Origin of the sequence: Corynebacterium gottingense, assembly GCF_003693265.1 — a bacterium.
GTDB classification, from domain to species: Bacteria; Actinomycetota; Actinomycetes; order Mycobacteriales; family Mycobacteriaceae; genus Corynebacterium; species Corynebacterium gottingense.
The window spans coordinates 198,998-218,105 of sequence record NZ_RDRE01000001.1 but is presented as its reverse complement, the minus strand read 5'-3'; the positions used below and the strand labels follow the sequence as shown (position 1 = coordinate 218,105).

The following is a 19,108-nucleotide window of genomic DNA, read 5'->3' as shown; positions in this document are numbered from 1 at the left end:
GTTACAACTCGATCCTAGTGGCGGTAGTTCGGTGCCTCGACGGTCTGGGTGATGTCGTGCGGGTGGGATTCGCGCAGGCCAGCCGTGGTGATCTGGACAAACTGCTTGGTCTGCAGCTCCTCGATCGATGCGGAGCCGGTGTAGCCCATCGCTGCGCGCAGGCCGCCGACGATCTGGTGGGTGATGGAGTCGAGCTCGCCGCGGAACGGCACGCGCCCCTCAACGCCCTCCGGCACCAGCTTGTCCTCGCTGGTCACATCGGCCTGGAAGTAGCGGTCCTTGGAGAAGGAGCGCTTCTCCCCCGTCAGGCCGCGGCCCTGCATGGCGCCCATGGAGCCCATGCCGCGGTAGCGCTTGTACTGCTTGCCGCCCACCACGACGATCTCGCCCGGGGCCTCGGCGGTACCGGCGAGCATGGAGCCGAGCATGACGGTCGATGCGCCGGCGGCCAGGGCCTTGGCCACATCGCCGGAGAACTGCATGCCGCCGTCTGCAATGATCGGCACGCCCGCCTTGTGCGCCGGCACGGAGGCCTCCATAATCGCGGTGATCTGCGGCGCGCCGACGCCGGCGACAACGCGGGTGGTGCAGATCGAGCCCGGGCCGATGCCCACCTTGATGGCGTCCGCGCCGGCGTCAATCATCGCCTGCGCCGCGGAGCGGGTGGCCAGGTTGCCACCGATGACGTCGAGGCGGTCGCCGAAGTCCTTCTGCACGCGCGCCACCATTTCCAGCACGCGGTTGTTGTGCGCGTGGGCGGAGTCGACCACGAGGGCGTCGACGCCGGCCTCTGCCAGCAGACCGGCGCGGTCGTAGGAGTCCTCACCGGTGCCGATACCGGCGGCGACGAGCAGGCGGCCGTTCGCGTCCTTGGACGCGTTCGGGTACTGCTCCGTCTTCACAAAGTCCTTCACGGTGATCAGGCCGACCAGCTTGCCGTCCTTGGACACGATCGGCAGCTTCTCCACCTTGTTTGCGGAAAGCAGCTCGAGCGCCTTCTCCTTGGTCACGCCCTCTTCTGCCACGACCAACGGCATCGGCGTCATAATTTCGGCGACCTTGCGCTGGAAGTCGCGCTCGAAGCGCATGTCACGGTTGGTAACGATGCCCACGAGGCGCTCGTCCTCGTCCACGACCGGCAGCCCGGAGATCCGGAACCGGGCGCACAGCGCGTCCACGTCGTTCACGGTCATGTCCGGGCGCGCGGTGACCGGGTTGGTCACCATGCCAGACTCAGAGCGCTTGACCACGTCGACGTTTTCCGCCTGGTCCTGCGCGCTCAAGTTGCGGTGCAGCACGCCAATGCCACCCTGGCGGGCCATGGCGATGGCCATGCGCGACTCGGTGACGGTGTCCATCGCCGCCGACGCAATCGGCATGCCGAGGGTAATGTTGCGGCTGAACTTGGACGTCGTGGACACCTCGGCGGGCACGATGTGGGACTCGGCCGGCAGGAGCAGTACATCGTCAAAAGTCAGGCCCCGCAGCGCCACCTTGTTCGGGTCGTCGCCACCTGTGAGAACTCGTTCATTTGCCATATTGCTGCGTCTCCTCTCCCGCGCGGGTCACACCGTTTACTTTCCGTCATGATATATCGTCAGCGCCGTTTCACGTAAGGCGGGGGAATTGGCACGGGCCCGCAAAGCACATAGGGTTGGTGGTGTGAACTTTGATGACATGATGCCCAAGGACCCGTTCGCGGATGACCCGAACGATCCGGCGTCGTTTATTGAGGATGACGCGCTCCCGGAACCCCTCTCCCCGCAGGAGCGTGCCGACGTGCTGCGCGACCTGCAGTGCGTTCGCGACTGCATCCGCCGCCTGCAGCCCCGCGGCATCCGCGGCATCTACTTCATGTGCGACGACTGCGAGCAATGGCACTACTACGACTGGGCCATCATGGAACACAACATGCTGGCCACCCTGCGCAACCAGCTCCCGCCGGTGCACGAGCCGAGCGCGGAAATTGATTACGACGCCTACGTCACCTGGGACTACGCCATGGGGTTCCTCGACGGCCTGGAGGCCCGCTAACTTCGGGCCCGGCGCTTCCTAGTAGTTCTGCGCCTGACCAAGCGCGTCGCTGTGGTCCGCCACCGACCCGGCGCCCTCGCTTTCCCCGGCTGCACTCTGATCCACCTGGGACGGGGCAGCCGCCCCGTCCGTAGCGTTTTCCTCGTTGCCGGACTCTGTGCCCTGGCTTGGCGCAGCCGCGCTCGGTTGAGGTAGAGGGTTCGGGCGAACGGCACTGGACTGGCTTGACGGCTGAGCGCTCGGTCGGGCGGCAGCGCTGGACGACGGCTGCTCCAGGGTCGGCTGCGGGTTGGCTGAGGGCACCACCGTTTCCGTCACGGTCTGCGGCTCCGGAGCGGGAGCCGGCGACTCAGCAGGCGGCGGGGTGACCGTCACCGTGGAGACCTTGGTGCGCATCGTGGTGATCGGGGCCTGGCTCTTTTCGCCGTCCCGGTCCTGGTTTGCCCGCGGCTCCATGGATGCAAGCAGCGCCCTGGCCTGCTCGAACAGCGCGGACGCCGCGTCCTTGTCGCCGGAGTCGTTGGCCGCCTCGAGCTCGTCGAGCGTGGCGGCCAGCTCGACGGCCGCAGTGCGGTCTCCAAAGACTGCGGTCGCCGGGCCCCAGAGGGGCGAACCAGGGGTTGCGTTGTAGAGCGCCGCCCCGCTGCCAGTGACAACGGCGGTCGCCGCGGCAGCGCCGACCAGGCCGGAGACCCACGGGCTCACACCACGGCGCGACCGGCGCGGCTTCCGGGACGCGCTGCGGAACGGGATGACGGAACCTGCTGTACCGGTCTCGTCGGAGGCGTCGGAGGCGTCGGAGGCGTCGGGGGCATCGGAGGGGGTCGACGTGGCGTCGATAAGCAGCGGCTCCGACGCGGGACGATCCACCTCGCCCTTCAAGTCCAGGAAGAGTGCCGCGAGCTCATCCTCGCCGCCGGAGGGGTCCTCGCCTGCGGCGATCGCATCAAGCCAAGCGTCTACGTCGGCTACCGCGGCGAACTCCTCGGTGGCCTCATCATCGCGCCGAGTCATTGTGCAACTCCCCTTCCTCCAGTTTTTTACGCAGCGTCGCCAGCGCACGGTACTGGGCAACTCGCACCGCACCCGCGGTCGAGCCCACAGCCTGCGCCGTCTCCTCTGCGGAAAGGCCGACGAACACCCTCAGGATGACGATGTCGCGCGCCTTGTCATTGAGTACATCGAGCAACGCGCGCGCTCTGTTACTCCCGTCCCCCACCAGCGCAAACTCCTCCGGAGTCAGGCCGTGAAACTCCTCATCCGGCACCTCTTCGGTGGGGGTGAGCTTGTCGCGCGAGAGCGCGCGGTGCGCGTCAGCGACCTTGTTAAACGCGATGCCGTACACGAACGCCATAAACGGCTTGCCCTGGTCCACGTAGCGGTGGATCGAGGTGGCCACCGCGAGGCAGATCTCCTGCGCGACGTCCTCCGCCGTGGGCATGCGGTGCCCGCCAATCCGTGCGCGGGTGTAGCGCAGCACCATCGGGTGCACGATGGCCAGCACCCGCTGCAGTGCCCGCTTGTCCCCGTTTGCGGCGAGGGGGACGAGCCGCTGCAGCTCGTCCTCATCGTGGGGAGTCGTCATCTCGCTCCTTGCTCGCTCGCCGGCTTAAGGTCCACCGTTTTAAGTAACCGTAGGAAGTGTAATAGGTAGCAGACCATAGTGTTGCACTGCGGTCCAAGAGGCACACAAGCACGCAGAGCGCTTATCGACGCCACCTCCCCGGCATTTTCCGCACCTCTTCCAAGGTTCCCTTAAAGTTCACCAGCGCTTTACCTTTATCATCCACCCAGCTCACAGTGCATTTTTTCGGCGTTGCTTGCGCGAATACAGCTGTGGGACACCCATGGGAAACCTATCGTTTACCAAGGCGGTGGACACTTCGAAATCGGTGACGCCCCGCGCGGCCCGCCTGCACAACTTCACACGCTTTCCCTTCAGCACATTCTCTACAAGGAGCCTCTACGATAATGTCCCTGCCGCATCAGCTTCCCGGACCGAACGCAGACTTCTGGGATTGGCAGCTCCACAGCGCATGCCGTGGCGAAGCTTCCGAGGTGTTCTACCACCCGGATGGAGAGCGCGGACGCGCCCGCGCACAGCGCGAGAACCGCGCGAAGGCGATCTGCTACACCTGCCCCGTCCTCGAGCAGTGCCGCGAGCACGCGCTCCGCGTCGCTGAGCCGTACGGCATCTGGGGCGGCATGAGCGAGTCCGAGCGCCAGGTGATCCTGCGCGGCGGGCACGGCAGCAGCGTGAAGGTGCCAGCTGCGGCCTCCGCAAAGTAGCGCCCACACAAAATGCCCCGGGACTTTAAGTCCCGGGGCATTTTGCCGGTCCAACCGGCGCGCGGTGAGTCTACCGCTAGTGCGCGTGGCCTGCGTGGCCAGCGGCACCTGCGGCCTCGTCCTCCTCGGCCGGCTTGGTCACCACGGACGCCTCCGTGGTGAGCACCATACGGGCGATGGAGGTGGCGTTGACCACTGCAGAGTGGGTCACCTTCACCGGGTCGATGATGCCCTGCTCGACGAGGTTGCCGTACTCGAGCGTGGCGGCGTTGAAGCCCTCGTCGTTGTTCATCTCGGCGATCTTGGAGACAACGACGGAGCCGTCCAGGCCCGCGTTGTCAGCGATCCAGTACGCCGGCTTGCGCAGCGCGCGGGCGACGGCCAGCACGCCGACCTTCTGCTCGCCCGCGAACTGCTCGGCGTAGGACTCGAGCTCCTTTGCAATCTGCACGAGCGCGGAACCGCCGCCGGCGATCACGCCCTCCTGCACCGCGGCGCGCGCGGCGTTGATGGCGTCCTCGACGCGCAGCTTGCGCTCGTTGACCTCGGTCTCGGTGGCGGCGCCGACGCGGATGACAGCGACGCCGCCGGACAGCTTGGCCAGGCGCTCCTCTGCCTTCTCCCGATCCCAGGTGGAATCGGTGGACTCGATCTCGCGACGGATCTGGTTGCGACGCTCCTCGATGGCCTCGGCCGTCCCCGCGCCGTCGACAAGCACTGTGTCGTCTTTGGTCACGGTGACGCGGCGTGCGCGGCCGAGCTGGTCGAGGGTGGCGTCCTTGAGGTTGACGCCGACCTCCGGATCAATGACGGTGGCCTGGGTGACCACGGCCAGGTCGTCCATGAACGCCTTGCGGCGCTCGCCGAAGTACGGCGCCTTGACGGCGGCGACCTTCAGGGTCTTGCGCATCGTGTTGACCACGAGGGCCTGCAGCGGCTCGCCCTCGACGTCCTCCGCGATAATCAGCAGCGGCACGGAAGACTCTGCGATCTGCTCCAGCAGCGGCAGGAAGTCCGGCAGCGACGAGATCTTGTTGCGGACCAGCAGGACGCGCGCGTCCTCGAGCACGGCCTGGCCGGCGTCCGGATCCGTCATGAAGTACGGCGACAGGAAGCCCTTGTCAAAGGAGATGCCCTCGGTGAGGTCCACGTAAGAGTCGATGGACTGGGACTCCTCGACGGTGAGCACACCGTCCTTGCCCACCTTGTCCATCGCGCCGGCGACCATCTCGCCGACCTCCGGGTCGCGGGAGGAGACCGTGGCCACGTTCGCGATTTCCGACGATGCCGAGACCGGCGTCGCACGCTCGCGCAGCTCCTCCACGGTCTTCTCCGCCGCGGCGGCGATGCCCTTGTTCAGCTCGATCGGGTTCGCACCGGCGGCGACGTTGCGCAGCCCCTCGGACACGAGCGCCTGCGCGAGCAGGGTCGCGGTGGTGGTGCCGTCACCAGCGATGTCGTTGGTCTTGACGGCGACGGACTTGACCAGCTGCGCGCCGAGGTTCTCAAACGGATCCTCGAGGTCGATGTCGCGCGCGATGGTCACGCCGTCATTGGTCACGGTCGGGCCGCCCCAGGACTTGGAGAGGACCACGTTGCGGCCGCGCGGGCCGAGGGTGACCTTGACTGCGTCGGCGAGGATGTCCACGCCGCGCTGGATGCCCTCGCGGGCCTCCTGTTCAAAAGCGATAAGTTTTGCCATTGGTGGCTAAGCCCCCTTCGCTTACTTTTCGACGACAGCGAGCAGGTCGCGAGCAGACAGCAGCAGGTACTCCTCGCCGTTGTACTTCAGCTCGGTGCCGCCGTACTTGGAGAACACGACGGTGTCGCCCTCCTTGACGTCCGGGGCGACGCGGTTGCCGTTGTCGTCCAGACGACCCGGACCAACAGCGATGACGACGGCTTCCTGCGGCTTCTCAGCGGCAGAGTCCGGGATAACCAGGCCGGAGGCGGTGGTGGTTTCAGCCTCTGCGATCTGGACGAGAACCTTGTCTTCCAGCGGCTTGATATTGACGTTTGCCATAATCGGTACCTTGGTGACCTTTCGTGATGTTGCGTTGCAATCTTGCAGGTTTTGCAGTTGTCTCGATTGTCTCGATGCGCAGCCGTCGTCGCGGGTAAACAACTGTGCTCTACACAACCTGGTTAGCACTCTACCCACACGAGTGCTAAGTCACAACAACACGGCCCCCCGAAATCGCTACTGCGCGTGATCCGCGTTCAGTACCGCGTTGCGCCAGAGCTCGTATTCCTCCGGATTGTCCTCACGGTAATTCTGCACCGCGCGGATCGCCTGATCCACAGACTCGATGGTGCGCTCCTCCACACTCTTGCCCTCGCGGTTGGTAAAGATGACCGGCCCGCAGATCGCGCGGGTCGGGTCCGTGAGAAACGCCGGGTTGTTCGTCGCCGCGGTGTTGCGCGCCAAAGAGGCCACCGGGTTCGGCTCCGCGCCCTGAGCGCGAGCCTCCGGGTTGAACAGCGCGTGGAAGCGGTTGCCTTCCTGCTCAAATGCGACGTCAACAAAGTCGTCGTGCATCCCGCCAAGGAAGTCACGCGCCGTGTCCTCATCAAACACGATGCGGCGGTAGCTCAGGTCCGGCGACACCAGGAAGCCGAACCGCTCCCGGTCCGCCTGCTCCGGATTCGTCGTGGTCTCCGGCGTGTGGCCCGTGGCGTGTGATGCATCAGTCATGGTCAGCAATCCTCCCTGGCGCAGTGCTGCTCTGGTGCAGTGATCTGCTCTTGGCTCTGCTCTCGCCCACCAACATAGTCACTCCCCAGCGTTTGTGCAGGAGCGAAAGCTCCTCCGGGCCAGGGGTCACGCGCCGACGAGCGGCGTTTCCACCTCGAGCGACGTGTCGGTGGCAGTGGACAGCGGGGACGGCCGCGCGCCCTCGTGGATGAGCTGGCCGGCCAGCGCAGCGATCATCACGCCGTTGTCCGTGCACAGCTTGAAGCGCGGAACCCGTAGCTCGATGCCGTGGGCCTCGCAGCGCTCGCGCGCGAGCCCGCGCAGCCGCGAGTTGGCCGCCACGCCGCCGCCGAGCAGCAGCGTCCGCGCACCGGTGTCCTCGCAGGCCATGACGGCCTTGGCGGTGAGCACGTCACACACCGCCTCCTGGAAGGAGGCACACACGTCTTCCATGCTGATGACGTGCCCCTCTCGCTCAGCGGCCTCCACGTAGCGGGCGACCGCGGTCTTCAGCCCGGAGAAGGAAAAGTCGAAGCGGTGCTCCCCACGCAGGTCCTGCGCTTTGAACAGGCCGCGCGGGAACGCGATGGCGTTCGGGTCACCCTGCGCCGCCAGCTTGTCCACCACGGGTCCGCCCGGGTACCCGAGGCCGAGGAGGCGGGCGACTTTGTCGTAGGCCTCGCCGGCGGCGTCGTCAAGCGTCGAGCCCATCTCCCGCATCGGGCGGCCCACGGCCTGGACCTCGAGCAGCTGGGTGTGGCCGCCGGAAACCAGCAGGGCGATGGAGTGCGGCAGCTCGGACTCGCCCTCCAGATTGGCCACCGCGACGTGGCCGCCGAGGTGGTTCACGCCGTAAAAGGGCACGCCCCAGGCGGCGGCGTACGCCTTCGCCGCGGACGCGCCGACCAGCAGCGCGCCGGCGAGGCCCGGGCCGACGGTCGCGGCGACGGCATCGGGCTTGGCAATGCCGGCCTCGCGCAGCGCGGCCTCCATGACCTGCGGCATGGCCTCGAGGTGGGCGCGCGAGGCGATCTCCGGCACCACGCCGCCGAAGCGCGAGTGCTGCTCCATCGAGGACGCGACGGCGTCCGCGAGGACCTCCATCGTCCCGTCCGGGTGCAGGTCCACGATGCCCACGCCGGTCTCATCGCACGACGATTCAATCCCCAGCACGATCATGCTTCCTGCTCCCCTTCTGGTGATGTATGACTTCCCCGCGCGGTCCTGCGGGAGCGCATCATAGCGTACGCGTCCGCGCCCGACGCCTGGTAATAGTTCTTGCGCACGCCGGTGGTGGCAAAGCCGTAGCGCTCGTACATGGCAATCGCGGGGGCGTTGTCTGTGCGCACCTCGAGGAACACGGGCCCGTCGAGTAGGTCGGCGGTGTGCAGGAGCTGGTCCATCAGTGCTCGGCCGACGCCGCGGCGCTGGTGCGCCGGGTCGACGCCGATGGTGTGGATCTCAAACTCGGGGTCCTCGCGCGGGCCCAGCATGGCCAGGCCGGCGTAGCCGATGAGCACTCCACCGTCAGTGTCGCCGTCATCGAAGGCGCCGACGTAGAAGGTGTGGCGCTGGGCAAACTCCGCCAGCAGCATCTTCTCGGTCCACGGCTGATCGCCCGCAAACAGGGCCTGCTCTAGCTCGGCCACGCGGGTGGCGTCCGCCGGGACCAGTTCCCGAAACTGCACGTGCTCCCCTTACTTCCCCGGCGCGCGGAACTGGGAGAGGTCTACCTCCGGCAGGGCGGGTGACCTCGGGGTCGCCTTCGGCGGGACGGCGTCCGGGCGGCGCAGGTAGTGCGGCACCAGCGGGCCGGGTGTCGCGGTGAGGTCGGCCGCGGCAAGAAGACCGGCGGTGGTGGGCGCCTGGTAGGTCACCCGCTCCGCCTGCGCCGTGAGTTGTTCGGGGAGCTGCTCGGAGAGCTGCTCGGGGACCGAGCAGACCGCCACCGGCGGGCACTCCAGCGCCGCCGGGGCCACCACGTCGGGGCCGTCCGCGCGCGCGCCGGCGTCGTAACGCGCCCAGTACACCTCGCGCCTACGGGCGTCGGTGACTACGAGGGCCGAGGGGGCGTCCAGCACAGCGGCGACCGCGTCGTGCGTGACCACGCCGTGGACGGGCACGCCCAGGGCCTGGCCGAACGCGGACGCCGTTGCCATGCCTACGCGCAGGCCGGTGAACGGGCCGGGGCCGCAGCCCACCACGATGGCGTCGAGATCCGCAAACGCGCGACCCGCGCCCTGAAGGAGCTGCGTCACCGTGGGGACGAGCAACTCGTTGTGGGCGCGGGTGGCGGTCACGGATTCCGCGATGACCTCGCAGGAAGTAGCGCTGGCGGGGTCAGCGGGGTCGGGGACCTCCGCCAGGCCCGCGACCAGGTCTGTCGTTGCCGTGTCGAGTGCGAGTACAAGCATTACTGAGCCGGCATCATGAACCACTTGCCGCCCTGCTTGCCCACGATGATCGGGGTCTGCAGCGGGTAAGCAGTGGTGGCCGGGGCCTGGCAGATGTCCACGTAGCGCAGATCCACCTTGTCCAGACCCGGCTCGGCGTTTTCATCCTGCTTCAGCAGCGCGACGTACGCGGTGTTCTTCTCGTCATCGCTGGCGTTCTCGTCGGCGCTCATCTCCAGGTCGTCCTGGGAGAGGTGCAGTGCCTCCAGCTTGCTGTTCAGCAGCTCCGGCGGCTCGGTCGGGCACAGGGTGGTAAAGCCCATGTACTGCTCTGCGTCGTAAATCTGGCTCGGGTCCAGCATCTGCCCCATGAGCGCGTCGCCGCTCGGGTTGAGCTCCTCGATGGAGTCCTGCAGCGAGTTCGTCGGCGTTGCGGAGGCTGCCTGCGCATTCGGGCGGGACATGGGGATGAAAATCATCGCGACGAGCAGCACGACCCACAAAGCGCAGGCCAGCGCAACCCATCCGCGGTTGGTGTTGGAGAGCTTCAGCATGGGCTAAAGCCTACATTGACTGACCAAGATCGCCAGTTTGCCCCTCACCCGGCTCGCCGCCGCGCCACTCCCAGCCAATAATGCGCCCCTCCGAGTCGGGGTCCTCGCGCACCATCGTCTCGCGGTCCAGCGTGACCAGCAGGTAGCGCGACCCGAGCTGCTCGATCAGTCCGCCGCCCCACTCCGCGACCACCACGGCCCGGTCCAGCTCCGTATCCAGGTCCAGCGCGTCAAGCTCGCCGAGCGGGTCGCCGCTCGAGCCCTCACCGAGCAGCCGGTACGCGTCGACGTGAATCAGCGAGGGGCCGCCGGACAGCGACCGATGCTCCCGCGCAATCACAAACGTCGGGCTGGTCACCCGCCCCTTCACGCCGAGCCCGTCCGCAATGCCCTGCGTCAGCGTCGTCTTCCCGGCGCCGAGCGGCCCGTCCAGAATCACCACATCGCCCGCGCGCAGGGTCGCGCCGAGCTCGCGGCCGAGCGCCTTCGTCTCAGCCGCAGTTTCGCACACTCGTTGCACGTGTCTCCCTCGCCTTTCGCTTATCGACGCCCCTCTCTTCCCTCCCCAACATACTCCCGCACCGTCCTGCCCTTGGGCGCGCACAGCACCTCGTAATTGATCGTGCCCACCGCGCCCGCCAGCTCGTCCGCGCTCACGCCGCCGTCGCCGAAGAGCACCGCCTCGTCCCCCGGGCGCACGGGGCTAGCGCCGGTGGCACCATCCGCGCCAAGCCACAGCACAATCTGGTCCATGCACACCCTGCCCACCTGCGGGTACCACTGCCCGCCGATGGTGGCTCCGAAGTGGTCCTGCCACGAGCGGCCCACCCCGTCGGCGTAGCCCACCGGGACGAGCGCCGTGTACCCGTCCTCCGGCGCCTGCCAGGTCAGGCCGTAGCTCACGGACTCGCCGCGCGCGATCTGCTTGACCGCCACCACGCGGGCCGCCCACGTCATCGCGGTCCGCAGCCCGTGGGTCTGGCCCGGCACCGGTTCATCGCCGTACAAGCTCAGTCCCGGTCGTACTTGCTCGCAGTGCGCCTCCGGGCAGGTCCACAGGGCCGGCGAGTTTGCGATGTGGTTGACCCGCGGGGCCAGGCCCGCCGCCCGCGCCTGCGCCTGGGCGCGGGCAAACGCGGCGAGCTGCTCCGCGGTAAACGGGTTGCCCGGGTCGTCCGCGCAGGCCAGGTGACTCATCAGGCCGACGACGCGGATCGCCCCTTCCGCCTCGGCGCGCGCCGCCCGTGCGAAGGCCTCGGGCCACGCGTCCTCGTCCAGCCCGGAACGGTTCATGCCGGTGTCCACGATGAGGTGGACGCGGGTGGGGGTGGGGGTCGCGGTGGCGTCGAGAAGCATGCCCAGGTGCGCAAGCGAGGGGACGCCGACCTCGATGCCGGCGGGGATCTCCTCGCCCGGGGTCCACAGCCAGGCCAGGACCGGCTTGTCGGTGAGCTGGGCGACCTGGCGGGCCTCCGCGAAGGTGGCGACACCGAACGCCTCCGCGCCGTTGCGGTCCATCACCGGCACGCAGCGCTGCACGCCGTGGTTGTAGGCGTCCGCCTTCACCACACACATCAGGCGCGCGGGCCCCGCCTGTGCTGCGAGGACGCGAGTGTTGTGCGCGATGGCATCAAGATCGATGCGGGTGACCAGCGGTTGCGGACGTGTTGGGTTCATGCACGCTATTGTGCACCACTCGCGACCGGTTTAAAGCAAGTGCAGGACGCCGAGCAGGATGAGCAAGGCGGACACCGCCCACGTCGCGGCCAGGGTCACCGTGTGGGGGTTCGAGCGCGCCCACGCAAACCCGCGGCCCGCCAGGCTCTCCGGGCGCGCGCGGACCCAGCCGACCAGCAGCGCGGACAAGGTTGGCAGCGACAGGGCCACGGTGGCGTAGAGGACCAGCGAGGTGTAGCGGATCTCCGGCGGAATACCCGCAGTGGAGAGCAGGGCCAGCCCGCCATAAAATGGCATCGAGGTGGCTGATTGCACCACACCGAGGATGAAGCCGGTGACCACCGTCAGGGCGTTTGGTTTGCGGAGCGTTTTCAAGATGGCGTCGATAAGCTTGCTGTTGTCCCCGCCCTTCAGCGCGAGCACCGCGGTGGCCAAGCCTGTGACCAGGAGGAGCACGCCGAAGATGGGGCCGTCGACGAAGTCGTGAACGAGGGGCCCGAGGCCGTCGAAAATAGCGAGCATGAGCAGGGCGAGGCTGGCCACGCCCAGCCAATCGCCCGCGATGAGCAGCGCCGTGATGGCTGCGTAGGTGCGGCTGTGGCGGGGCACCATGATGCCTACCGTCACGATGACGCCGATAAGCAGTAGGTTCACCGAATCGACGAATGCGAGCGAGAGTGCGCCGAGCATCCTGCCACCTCCTATCGTTCCCGGCTCACCCTAGCCGAAACGACGCGCGGGGCCGAAGCCGTGGACTGCGCACGTGCGACGCACTGCTCGAGTACCATTGTCGGCGTGTCTGCGAAGTTGAAGAATCTTTCCGAACTGTCCAAGCGCGGCCCGCACCGCGTCCTCGAGGGCGACCTGGGCTACACCGGCCTGCCCGGCAAGGTGTACGCGCCGGTGGAAGGCAAGGACCTGCCCGCCGTCGCCTTCGGGCACGACTGGACCAAGAAGGTCGGCGACTACCACCGCTTCCTGCGCCACCTGGCCAGCTGGGGCATCGTCGTCGCCGCGCCGAACACGGAAACGGGGCTGGCGCCCGACCACCGCGGCTTCGCCGCCGACCTCGAAACGGCGCTGCAGATCTGCGCGGGCGTGCGCCTGGGCAACGGCAACATTACGGTCTCCTCCGGCAAGCTCGGCATGGTCGGCCACGGCATGGGCGGCGGCGCCGCGGTGCTCGCCTCCGTGGACAACCCGCAGGTCCGCGCCGTTGCGTCGATCTACCCCGCAAACGTGGCTCCCTCCTCCACGGAGGCGGCGCGCTCCACGTTCGTGCCCGCGATGATCATCGGCCCAGGCCCCGAGGGCGACGCACTGTTTGATCCGGGCAACCCCGCGAAGCTGGCCTACAACTGGGCCGGTGACGCGTGCTACCGCACCATCAAGAAGGGCGACCAGCAGGAGTTTTCCGAGGACGGCCTGCTCAAGCGCGTCCTCGGGCTGGGCAAGTCCAACCGCAGCATCCAGGAGACCGCGCGCGGCCTGGTCACCGGGTTCCTCCTGCACCAGCTCGGCGGGGAGAACAAGTACTCCGCCTACTCCGACCCGGAGGCCGCGGGCGGCAGCGTGAAGTCGCTGGTGGGCGACGACCTGGCAGAGGCCGCCGGGCTGAGCCGCGACGACAGCGGGTTCTCGCTGTTCTAGGCACGTTTGAGGCACGTTTTAGGCACGTTTTAGGCGCAGCCTCGCGATCATCCCTACCGTGGGCGCCTCCCGTTCGGTGGCTCGCGGCGCAGCACCGCCCGGATCGGCTTCTGCCCGTCCTCCGGCGGTTGTAGCAGCTTGGATGTCTTGAGCGGGTAGCTGTACTCTCCGCGCGGCACGACCAGCGGTGGCTTGTTCGGGTTCGCCTGCGCCATCGCGTGGTACTTCGCGGTCTGCGCCATTTTGCGCTGGTTGTCTCTGAGCATGGCCTCGAAATCCAGCATGCGCTTCTGGGTACGTCGCCGGTACTGCTCGGCAAACTCTGCGAAATCCATCACCATTCCCCTGTCTTCTTGATTGCCCACGGTTCATGCGCGTCCTGCGCTGGTTGCTCGGTGTGTTCAGGCTCTGCTGTGTGTTCGGTTTGTCCTTCGTGCTGCTCCGGTTGCGGTTCGACGACCGGGTCAGCGGCAGCCGGTGGCTCGGGAGCCTGGGCCGCTTCGGTCGGCGCGCCCTCCAGGTGCGCGACCTTCTCCGGCGGCGGGGCCGGCTCCTCCACCTGCGCAAGCTCAGGTGGCGGCGGGATCACGCCGTCCTCGGGCACAGGTTCGGGCTCGGGCACCGGTTCGGGCTCGGGCTCCGGCGTCGGTTCAGGCTCTGGCTCGGGCACCGGCTCTGGCTCTGGCTCCGTGACTTCGTGCGTACAGCACTCCGCCCCGGGGCACTCCGCCACCGCGTCGAGCGAGGCCGCAAAACAGTCGAGCCCCTCGAGCACCGCCGCGGCGCCGACCTGCACCAACGTGCCGACCCACGCAGAGGAATCCGAGGAAACCTGCTGCACAGGGGGCTGGAACTGCGACACCGTCTCGCAGTCCACTGCCTCAAGCCCCGCGTTGACGGCGCCGTCGAGCGCGTAGTTGAAGTTCACCTCAATGTTCATCGGCGGCATCTGCGGCGCTGGCGGCTGGACCACCTGCGGGAACACCCCGGCGCCAGCGCCCAACGCGGCGGACGCCGCCGACGTCGCGGCCTGTGACGCGGAGAGGCTCGCTACGCCCACGCCCACCGGAGCGGGACGCTCAACGCACCGCGACTCGAAGCGGGGGCACTCGCGCTGGGCCGGGGGCTCCGGTACCGGTGCCGGCGCTGGCTCCGGTGCGACAGCCGGCGGCGCCACAGGCTGCGGCGCCGGCTTCGGGGAGGGAGCCTGAACCGGTTCCGCGCACTGCGCAGCAACCGTCCCGGCCGCGCCCGCGCTCACGCCTCCCGCCGCGCCCGCGCCACAGGCACCGCCGCCGTACTCCACCGCGGGTGCCGGCTGCCGCTCAGCGACCTGCTCCACGCACTTCGCGATCGTGTCCAGGCAGTCCTCGATCACGCAATTGCGGTCCGACGCGGTCGCATTCGCCTGCGTGAGCGCACCGATCGCCACGTCGATGACCTGGTCGGTGAGCTGCGGGAACCCGAACTTCACAATCATCTCCAGCATGGTGCACACCGGGGAGAGCATCTCCTGCATCGCAATGTCGCCCGTCGCGCACACGTCCTCGATGGCCTTGCAGCACTCCTCGATCTGCCCGCCGACCTCATCGACCTGCGTGAAGTGCTCGGCTTCCCGCTCGGCGTCCGAGGACTCGCGCGCGGTAATGCCCACCTCGTCGAACCAGGGCCCGCAGATCGGCTCGCCTGTGGGACCGCGGCCGCCGCCGGGAGGCCCGAAGATGTCAGCCCCCAGGCTCCCGCCCGCGCTCACACTGCCCGTGCCACCGCACCGGCTGCGCAGCTGCGCGCCCGTCTGCGCGAACTGGCTAAGGTTCTGGCCCCGCAGCCTGTCGATGCTGCAGAGGAGCTCGTTCGCCATCCCCTGCGCGGTCGCACGTTTGCTTGACGACGCCACCGGCGCCGCCGAAATCAGCGACATCATCCGCTGCACTTCTGCCTCCACCGCCGTCACGAGAGCACCTCCCCGGCGCCAATCCCCGGCCCGAAGCCGGACGCGTTGCCCTCGTCCGTGCTCGCCACGTCGGAGGCGAGCTGCATGATGCGTTCCCAGTTGTGTGTACGGGTGCGCAAGTAGGCGGACGTGGTGGCGTCGATAAGCTCGAGCGCCGCCGCTATTCGCACCCCCTGACTCGCAAACCCCTGGCCAAAGCTCGCGGGCTCAACCCGCGCGGGATGCGCCGCGATGGCCTCCCCCGCCGCCTGGTACGCGCCGATGGCTTGCGTGTAATGCTCGCGAACCGCCTGAACATCGACGTCGACGCCGTGCTGCGATGCGCTCATTGTTCCACCCCCGTGTTGTCCCCCGACCCGCGTGCGCGGGCCGCTGTTTTTGTTGTCCCCTTATTAGACGCAGCTACACCCCCTCCGGTTCCCTCTCCCCGGAAACTTTTTCAAACCCCTTGTTTTCGAGGGCGGGAACCGACTGCGCGGGACGCCTGATCGCAGACTACACGGCCGCGACCACGGCGGCGAGGCGACCGGCCACCTCGCGTGCGTGCTTCTCGTCCGAAGCCTCCACCATCACGCGGAAGATCTCCTCGGTGCCGGAGGCGCGCAGCAGGACGCGGCCCTGGTCTCCCAGCTCCGCCTCCGCGGCTTCCTTCGCGGCGATGACCTCCGGGTCCTTGAGAATGGCGGACTTATCCGACACCGGCACGTTGATCAGCTGCTGCGGCAGCACCTGCATCACCTGCGCCAGCTCGGCGAGCGTCTTGCCGGTCTCCGCCATGCGCGCCATGAGCAGCAGGCCGGAGAGGGTGCCGTCGCCGGTGGTGGCGTGGGCCGGGACCACGATGTGGCCCGATTGCTCGCCGCCGAGCGAGAAGCCGCTGCGGTTGAGCGCCTCGAGCACGTAGCGGTCGCCCACCGCGGTCTCCTCGACGGCGATGCCCTCGCGCTGCATCGCAAGCTTCAGGCCCAGGTTGCTCATCACGGTGGCAACGAGGGTGTTGTCCGCCAGGGAGCTGCGCTCCTTCATGCCGGTGGCCAGGATGGCCATGATCTGGTCGCCGTCGACAATGTTGCCCTCCGCATCCACGGCCAGGCAGCGGTCCGCGTCGCCGTCGTGCGCCAGCCCGATGTCTGCGCCGTGCTCAACCACGGCCTTCTGGATCTGGTCCATGTGGGTCGAGCCGGAGCCGTCATTAATGTTGAAGGCGTTCGGAGCGTTGTGGATCGCCGTCACCTCAGCGCCCGCGGCCTCGTACGCCTTCGGGGCGACTTCCGACGCCGCGCCATTGGCACAGTCCACCACGACCTTAATACCGCTGAGGTCGGTGGTCATCGCCTCGGCGAGGTGCGCGAGGTAGCGCTCCTGCGCGTCCGGCGCCTCCTCGATCACGCGGCCGATGCCGGTGCCGGTGGGGCCGGTCTCCTCCAGCGTGGCCATGGTCCGCTCGATCTCGTCCTCAACGTCGTCCGGCAGCTTCTTGCCTCCCGCGGAGAAGAACTTGATGCCGTTATCCGGCATCGGGTTGTGGGAGGCGGAAATCATCACGCCGATGTCCGCGCCGTAATCATCAGTCAGGAACGCCAGGCCCGGCGTAGGAATCACGCCGACGCGGAGCACGTCCACGCCTTTCGACGCCATCCCCGCCGCCATGGCCGCCGCCAGCATTTCGCCGGAGACGCGCGGGTCACGCCCAATCAAGGCGGTCGGGCGGCGCTTAGTGGAGCGCCGGTCGCGCGTCAGCACGGTCGCGGCCGCCGCGCCAAGTTTCATTGCCAGGGATGCCGTGAGCTTCTCGTTTGCAAGTCCACGGACGCCGTCAGTTCCAAACATTCGAGTCATACCGACAATTATGCAGCACACCCCGGCGGCGTACAGGTCCCACCCCCACCAACGACAAAACGCCGCCACCCCAGTTGAACGGGGCGACGGCGTAAAGCCTTGCAGTAAGGGAAGCGATTAACGCTTGGAGTACTGCGGTGCGCGACGGGCCTTGTGCAGACCTGCCTTCTTGCGCTCGACGGCACGTGCGTCACGGGTGAGCAGGCCGGCCTTCTTCAGGGTCGGGCGCTCAGCCGGGTTGTACACGTTGAGTGCGCGGGCGATGGCCAGACGCAGTGCGCCTGCCTGGCCGGTCGGGCCGCCACCGTTGAGGTTGGCCTTGATGTTGAACTGGCCTTCGCGCTCGAGCAGCGTCAGCGGCAGGAGGATGTCCTGCTGGTGCAGCTTGTTCGGGAAGTACTCCTCGAACTCGCGGCCGTTGACGGTGATCTTGCCCTCGCCCTCGGTCACGGTGATGCGAGCGATTGCGCGCTTACGGCGACCAACGGTCTGGATCGGGCCCTCGTGCAGGTTCACCGGCTCGGCGACGGTCTCCTCGGACTCGTCAACCTCAGGCGCAACTGCGTCGCCGATGGTGTAGTTGAATTCCTCGGTTGCGGCGGTGGCGGCGTCGATGTCGCCAGCGTCTGCAACGTTGTTCTCTGCGTTGGTGTTCGGCTCGGTCATTACTGTGCCACCTGCTTAAACTCGTAGGTTTCCGGCTTCTGCGCAGCGTACGGGTGCTCGTCGCCGACGAAGACGTGAAGCTTCTTGATGGACTGACGGGAAAGCTTGTTGTGCGGCATCATGCCCTTCACAGCTTCCTCGATCACGCGGTCCGGACGCTCGTCCAGGGCGCGGCCCAGGGTCATGGACTTCAGACCACCCGGGTAACCGGAGTGGCGGTAGCGCATCTCACGATCGCGCTTGTTCGAGGAGATGTGGATCTTGTCGGCGTTGATCACGATGACGTGATCGCCGGTGTCAACGTTCGGTGCGAACTGCGGCTTGTGCTTGCCACGCAGGATGTCCGCTGCGGTGGAAGCGAGCTTGCCCAGCACCACGTCGGTTGCGTCGATGACGTACCACTTACGGGTAATGTCACCGCTCTTCGGGTGGTAAGTAGACATGCATGACTCCTTAAAGTCTGTCTAGATGGCTGCCGGCCATACTTCGGTGCCCGCACCCCCAACGGCGGCCGGTGGAGACCCGATGGGCGCGTCGCCGGTTCAAACCGGCAGGACACACAGGGGTATAACCATACGCGATGCCCACCTCAGCTCCAAAACAGCGAAGCGCCGCCGCAGGATCCCCCAATCCCGCAGCGGCGCTCACGTTTCCCCCTGTATCGATTCCCCCGAATCTCCCCCCGAGGCTCCCCGTTAGCCCCAGCTGTTTGCTGCGGCGTTGTTAACGGCGCTCATGGTGTTGTTGCCGTCCTCGACGGTGTTGGCGATCTGGTTGAGGATCTCGTTGAGATCCGCCGCCGCCTGATCCCACTTGGCCTGGTGCGCCATGTAGCTGGTCGCGGCCTCGCCTTCCCAGGTCGCCGTCATCGGACGGATGACCTCCTTGAGCTCGTTGAGCTGGCCGTTGATGGTGGCGGCGGAGGTGCGGATGTCCTGGGCGGTGCTGCCGATCTGGCCAAAGTCGTACTTGATGTGCATGTCAGTGGTGTCCTTTCGGTGGTGTGTGAGTTGTGGTTACAGCGCCAGTCCCGCGGAGCCGGACAGCTGGTCCAGGCTCTCGGTGGTGGCCACGTCGGTGTTCTCGTAGTGCTTGGCGTTGTCGCGGATGTTGTGCGAGATGTCCGTCAGCGCCTCGGTGAGTCGACGCTGTGCGTCGTCGTAACGCATCATCAAGCCGTCGAAGCTGCGCTGCGCGCTGCCCTGCCAGAACGTGCGGACGGACTCGGCGACCCCCTGGATCCGGTCGATCTCGCGGTTGACGTCCGCGTTGACGGAGTCAGCGTGGTCTGCCGTGGAGCGCATCACATCGGCTTCAGTCTGAAAGTTGCTCATGGTTCCCCCTCGTATCAAGAGTG

The 19,108-nt window shown here is 67.4% G+C and carries 24 protein-coding genes; 3 read left to right on the top strand and 21 right to left on the bottom strand.

Features of this window, described 5'->3' with window-relative positions:
* Positions 1 to 14 precede the first annotated feature (14 nt).
* Positions 15 to 1,538 (bottom strand): IMP dehydrogenase, encoded by a 1,524-nt coding sequence (guaB, locus tag EAW56_RS01100; protein ID WP_095546770.1) that lies wholly within the window; start codon positions 1,536 to 1,538, stop codon positions 15 to 17.
* 124 nt (positions 1,539 to 1,662) lie between these two features.
* Between guaB and EAW56_RS01095 the strand changes: the two genes are divergently transcribed.
* Positions 1,663 to 2,034 carry a DUF5319 domain-containing protein gene (locus EAW56_RS01095; protein WP_186439349.1) on the top strand — a complete coding sequence of 124 codons (372 nt, stop codon included), beginning with the start codon at positions 1,663 to 1,665 and terminating at the stop codon, positions 2,032 to 2,034.
* Between the two features lie 18 nt (positions 2,035 to 2,052).
* Here EAW56_RS01095 and EAW56_RS01090 read toward each other — a convergent pair whose 3' ends face one another.
* Positions 2,053 to 3,048 carry a hypothetical protein gene (locus EAW56_RS01090; RefSeq protein ID WP_095546771.1) on the bottom strand — a complete coding sequence of 332 codons (996 nt, stop codon included), beginning with the start codon at positions 3,046 to 3,048 and terminating at the stop codon, positions 2,053 to 2,055.
* On the bottom strand, positions 3,032 to 3,619 hold the full coding sequence (locus EAW56_RS01085; RefSeq protein WP_095546772.1) for a sigma-70 family RNA polymerase sigma factor: 588 nt from the start codon (positions 3,617 to 3,619) through the stop codon (positions 3,032 to 3,034). Before EAW56_RS01085 ends, EAW56_RS01090 begins: the two co-directional genes overlap by 17 nt.
* Positions 3,620 to 4,005: 386 nt before the next feature.
* Between EAW56_RS01085 and EAW56_RS01080 the strand changes: the two genes are divergently transcribed.
* Positions 4,006 to 4,323, top strand: coding sequence for a WhiB family transcriptional regulator (locus EAW56_RS01080; protein WP_095546773.1), 318 nt, complete (start codon positions 4,006 to 4,008; stop codon positions 4,321 to 4,323).
* Positions 4,324 to 4,399: 76 nt separating this feature from the next.
* Here the strand turns inward: EAW56_RS01080 and groL are convergent, their stop codons facing one another.
* The 10 genes from groL to EAW56_RS01030 all read right to left on the bottom strand — a co-directional run bounded on the left by groL (position 4,400) and on the right by EAW56_RS01030 (position 12,332).
* The gene (gene groL, locus EAW56_RS01075; RefSeq protein WP_095546774.1) at positions 4,400 to 6,025 is read right to left on the bottom strand and encodes a chaperonin GroEL; all 1,626 of its coding nucleotides are present in this window, start codon (positions 6,023 to 6,025) and stop codon (positions 4,400 to 4,402) included.
* A gap of 21 nt (positions 6,026 to 6,046) precedes the next feature.
* Positions 6,047 to 6,346, bottom strand: a complete 300-nt coding sequence (groES, locus tag EAW56_RS01070; protein WP_038588532.1) for a co-chaperone GroES — start codon at positions 6,344 to 6,346, stop codon at positions 6,047 to 6,049.
* Between the two features lie 177 nt (positions 6,347 to 6,523).
* Positions 6,524 to 7,018, bottom strand: coding sequence for a hypothetical protein (locus tag EAW56_RS01065; RefSeq protein ID WP_233125644.1), 495 nt, complete (start codon positions 7,016 to 7,018; stop codon positions 6,524 to 6,526).
* 126 nt (positions 7,019 to 7,144) lie between these two features.
* Positions 7,145 to 8,197: a tRNA (adenosine(37)-N6)-threonylcarbamoyltransferase complex transferase subunit TsaD gene (gene tsaD / locus EAW56_RS01060; protein WP_095546775.1), complete on the bottom strand. Its 1,053-nt coding sequence runs from the start codon at positions 8,195 to 8,197 to the stop codon at positions 7,145 to 7,147.
* Entirely contained in the window at positions 8,194 to 8,706 is a 513-nt protein-coding gene (gene rimI, locus EAW56_RS01055; protein WP_095546776.1) for a ribosomal protein S18-alanine N-acetyltransferase, read from the bottom strand. The genes tsaD and rimI overlap by 4 nt, the downstream gene beginning before the upstream one ends.
* A gap of 9 nt (positions 8,707 to 8,715) precedes the next feature.
* Positions 8,716 to 9,432 carry a tRNA (adenosine(37)-N6)-threonylcarbamoyltransferase complex dimerization subunit type 1 TsaB gene (gene tsaB, locus EAW56_RS01050; protein ID WP_122084708.1) on the bottom strand — a complete coding sequence of 239 codons (717 nt, stop codon included), beginning with the start codon at positions 9,430 to 9,432 and terminating at the stop codon, positions 8,716 to 8,718.
* Positions 9,432 to 9,965: a hypothetical protein gene (locus EAW56_RS01045; RefSeq protein WP_095546778.1), complete on the bottom strand. Its 534-nt coding sequence runs from the start codon at positions 9,963 to 9,965 to the stop codon at positions 9,432 to 9,434. Before EAW56_RS01045 ends, tsaB begins: the two co-directional genes overlap by 1 nt.
* A gap of 10 nt (positions 9,966 to 9,975) precedes the next feature.
* Positions 9,976 to 10,485 (bottom strand): tRNA (adenosine(37)-N6)-threonylcarbamoyltransferase complex ATPase subunit type 1 TsaE, encoded by a 510-nt coding sequence (tsaE, locus tag EAW56_RS01040; RefSeq protein WP_233125645.1) that lies wholly within the window; start codon positions 10,483 to 10,485, stop codon positions 9,976 to 9,978.
* A 20-nt stretch (positions 10,486 to 10,505) separates the two neighbouring features.
* Entirely contained in the window at positions 10,506 to 11,642 is a 1,137-nt protein-coding gene (gene alr, locus EAW56_RS01035) for an alanine racemase (RefSeq protein WP_095553387.1), read from the bottom strand.
* 30 nt (positions 11,643 to 11,672) lie between these two features.
* Positions 11,673 to 12,332, bottom strand: a complete 660-nt coding sequence (locus tag EAW56_RS01030) for a hypothetical protein (protein ID WP_095553386.1) — start codon at positions 12,330 to 12,332, stop codon at positions 11,673 to 11,675.
* Positions 12,333 to 12,437: 105 nt separating this feature from the next.
* Here EAW56_RS01030 and EAW56_RS01025 point away from each other — a divergent pair, with 105 nt between their 5' ends.
* Positions 12,438 to 13,292 carry a poly(ethylene terephthalate) hydrolase family protein gene (locus EAW56_RS01025; RefSeq protein WP_095537263.1) on the top strand — a complete coding sequence of 285 codons (855 nt, stop codon included), beginning with the start codon at positions 12,438 to 12,440 and terminating at the stop codon, positions 13,290 to 13,292.
* Positions 13,293 to 13,345: 53 nt separating this feature from the next.
* Here EAW56_RS01025 and EAW56_RS01020 read toward each other — a convergent pair whose 3' ends face one another.
* The 8 genes from EAW56_RS01020 to EAW56_RS00985 all read right to left on the bottom strand — a co-directional run bounded on the left by EAW56_RS01020 (position 13,346) and on the right by EAW56_RS00985 (position 19,085).
* Positions 13,346 to 13,627 carry a hypothetical protein gene (locus EAW56_RS01020; protein WP_133064017.1) on the bottom strand — a complete coding sequence of 94 codons (282 nt, stop codon included), beginning with the start codon at positions 13,625 to 13,627 and terminating at the stop codon, positions 13,346 to 13,348.
* Positions 13,627 to 15,246 carry a hypothetical protein gene (locus EAW56_RS12835; RefSeq protein ID WP_208636472.1) on the bottom strand — a complete coding sequence of 540 codons (1,620 nt, stop codon included), beginning with the start codon at positions 15,244 to 15,246 and terminating at the stop codon, positions 13,627 to 13,629. Before EAW56_RS12835 ends, EAW56_RS01020 begins: the two co-directional genes overlap by 1 nt.
* Positions 15,243 to 15,575, bottom strand: a complete 333-nt coding sequence (locus tag EAW56_RS01010; protein WP_122084706.1) for a hypothetical protein — start codon at positions 15,573 to 15,575, stop codon at positions 15,243 to 15,245. The genes EAW56_RS12835 and EAW56_RS01010 overlap by 4 nt, the downstream gene beginning before the upstream one ends.
* Before the next feature lie 166 nt (positions 15,576 to 15,741).
* On the bottom strand, positions 15,742 to 17,085 hold the full coding sequence (gene glmM / locus EAW56_RS01005; protein ID WP_095535312.1) for a phosphoglucosamine mutase: 1,344 nt from the start codon (positions 17,083 to 17,085) through the stop codon (positions 15,742 to 15,744).
* A gap of 117 nt (positions 17,086 to 17,202) precedes the next feature.
* Complete coding sequence (gene rpsI, locus EAW56_RS01000; RefSeq protein WP_095277824.1) at positions 17,203 to 17,751, bottom strand: 30S ribosomal protein S9; 549 nt, start codon at positions 17,749 to 17,751, stop codon at positions 17,203 to 17,205.
* A complete protein-coding gene (rplM, locus tag EAW56_RS00995) occupies positions 17,751 to 18,194 on the bottom strand; it encodes a 50S ribosomal protein L13 (protein ID WP_038588493.1) in 444 nt (147 codons plus the stop codon). Before rplM ends, rpsI begins: the two co-directional genes overlap by 1 nt.
* 252 nt (positions 18,195 to 18,446) lie before the next feature.
* A complete protein-coding gene (locus EAW56_RS00990; RefSeq protein WP_095277827.1) occupies positions 18,447 to 18,731 on the bottom strand; it encodes a WXG100 family type VII secretion target in 285 nt (94 codons plus the stop codon).
* 36 nt (positions 18,732 to 18,767) lie between these two features.
* A complete protein-coding gene (locus tag EAW56_RS00985; protein ID WP_095546782.1) occupies positions 18,768 to 19,085 on the bottom strand; it encodes a WXG100 family type VII secretion target in 318 nt (105 codons plus the stop codon).
* Between the last annotated feature and the right edge of the window lie 23 nt (positions 19,086 to 19,108).

What these genes read in the sequence shown, in the direction of transcription:
- guaB (WP_095546770.1), bottom strand. Translation starts at nt 1,538, where the DNA reads ATGGCAAATGAACGAGTTCTCACAGGTGGCGACGACCCGAACAAGGTG.
- EAW56_RS01090 (WP_095546771.1), bottom strand. Translation starts at nt 3,048, where the DNA reads ATGACTCGGCGCGATGATGAGGCCACCGAGGAGTTCGCCGCGGTAGCC.
- EAW56_RS01085 (WP_095546772.1), bottom strand. Translation starts at nt 3,619, where the DNA reads ATGACGACTCCCCACGATGAGGACGAGCTGCAGCGGCTCGTCCCCCTC.
- EAW56_RS01080 (WP_095546773.1), top strand. Translation starts at nt 4,006, where the DNA reads ATGTCCCTGCCGCATCAGCTTCCCGGACCGAACGCAGACTTCTGGGAT.
- groL (WP_095546774.1), bottom strand. Translation starts at nt 6,025, where the DNA reads ATGGCAAAACTTATCGCTTTTGAACAGGAGGCCCGCGAGGGCATCCAG.
- groES (WP_038588532.1), bottom strand. Translation starts at nt 6,346, where the DNA reads ATGGCAAACGTCAATATCAAGCCGCTGGAAGACAAGGTTCTCGTCCAG.
- EAW56_RS01065 (WP_233125644.1), bottom strand. Translation starts at nt 7,018, where the DNA reads ATGACTGATGCATCACACGCCACGGGCCACACGCCGGAGACCACGACG.
- tsaD (WP_095546775.1), bottom strand. Translation starts at nt 8,197, where the DNA reads ATGATCGTGCTGGGGATTGAATCGTCGTGCGATGAGACCGGCGTGGGC.
- tsaB (WP_122084708.1), bottom strand. Translation starts at nt 9,432, where the DNA reads ATGCTTGTACTCGCACTCGACACGGCAACGACAGACCTGGTCGCGGGC.
- EAW56_RS01045 (WP_095546778.1), bottom strand. Translation starts at nt 9,965, where the DNA reads ATGCTGAAGCTCTCCAACACCAACCGCGGATGGGTTGCGCTGGCCTGC.
- alr (WP_095553387.1), bottom strand. Translation starts at nt 11,642, where the DNA reads ATGAACCCAACACGTCCGCAACCGCTGGTCACCCGCATCGATCTTGAT.
- EAW56_RS01030 (WP_095553386.1), bottom strand. Translation starts at nt 12,332, where the DNA reads ATGCTCGGCGCACTCTCGCTCGCATTCGTCGATTCGGTGAACCTACTG.
- EAW56_RS01020 (WP_133064017.1), bottom strand. Translation starts at nt 13,627, where the DNA reads ATGGATTTCGCAGAGTTTGCCGAGCAGTACCGGCGACGTACCCAGAAG.
- EAW56_RS01010 (WP_122084706.1), bottom strand. Translation starts at nt 15,575, where the DNA reads ATGAGCGCATCGCAGCACGGCGTCGACGTCGATGTTCAGGCGGTTCGC.
- glmM (WP_095535312.1), bottom strand. Translation starts at nt 17,085, where the DNA reads ATGACTCGAATGTTTGGAACTGACGGCGTCCGTGGACTTGCAAACGAG.
- rpsI (WP_095277824.1), bottom strand. Translation starts at nt 17,751, where the DNA reads ATGACCGAGCCGAACACCAACGCAGAGAACAACGTTGCAGACGCTGGC.
- rplM (WP_038588493.1), bottom strand. Translation starts at nt 18,194, where the DNA reads ATGTCTACTTACCACCCGAAGAGCGGTGACATTACCCGTAAGTGGTAC.
- EAW56_RS00990 (WP_095277827.1), bottom strand. Translation starts at nt 18,731, where the DNA reads ATGCACATCAAGTACGACTTTGGCCAGATCGGCAGCACCGCCCAGGAC.
- EAW56_RS00985 (WP_095546782.1), bottom strand. Translation starts at nt 19,085, where the DNA reads ATGAGCAACTTTCAGACTGAAGCCGATGTGATGCGCTCCACGGCAGAC.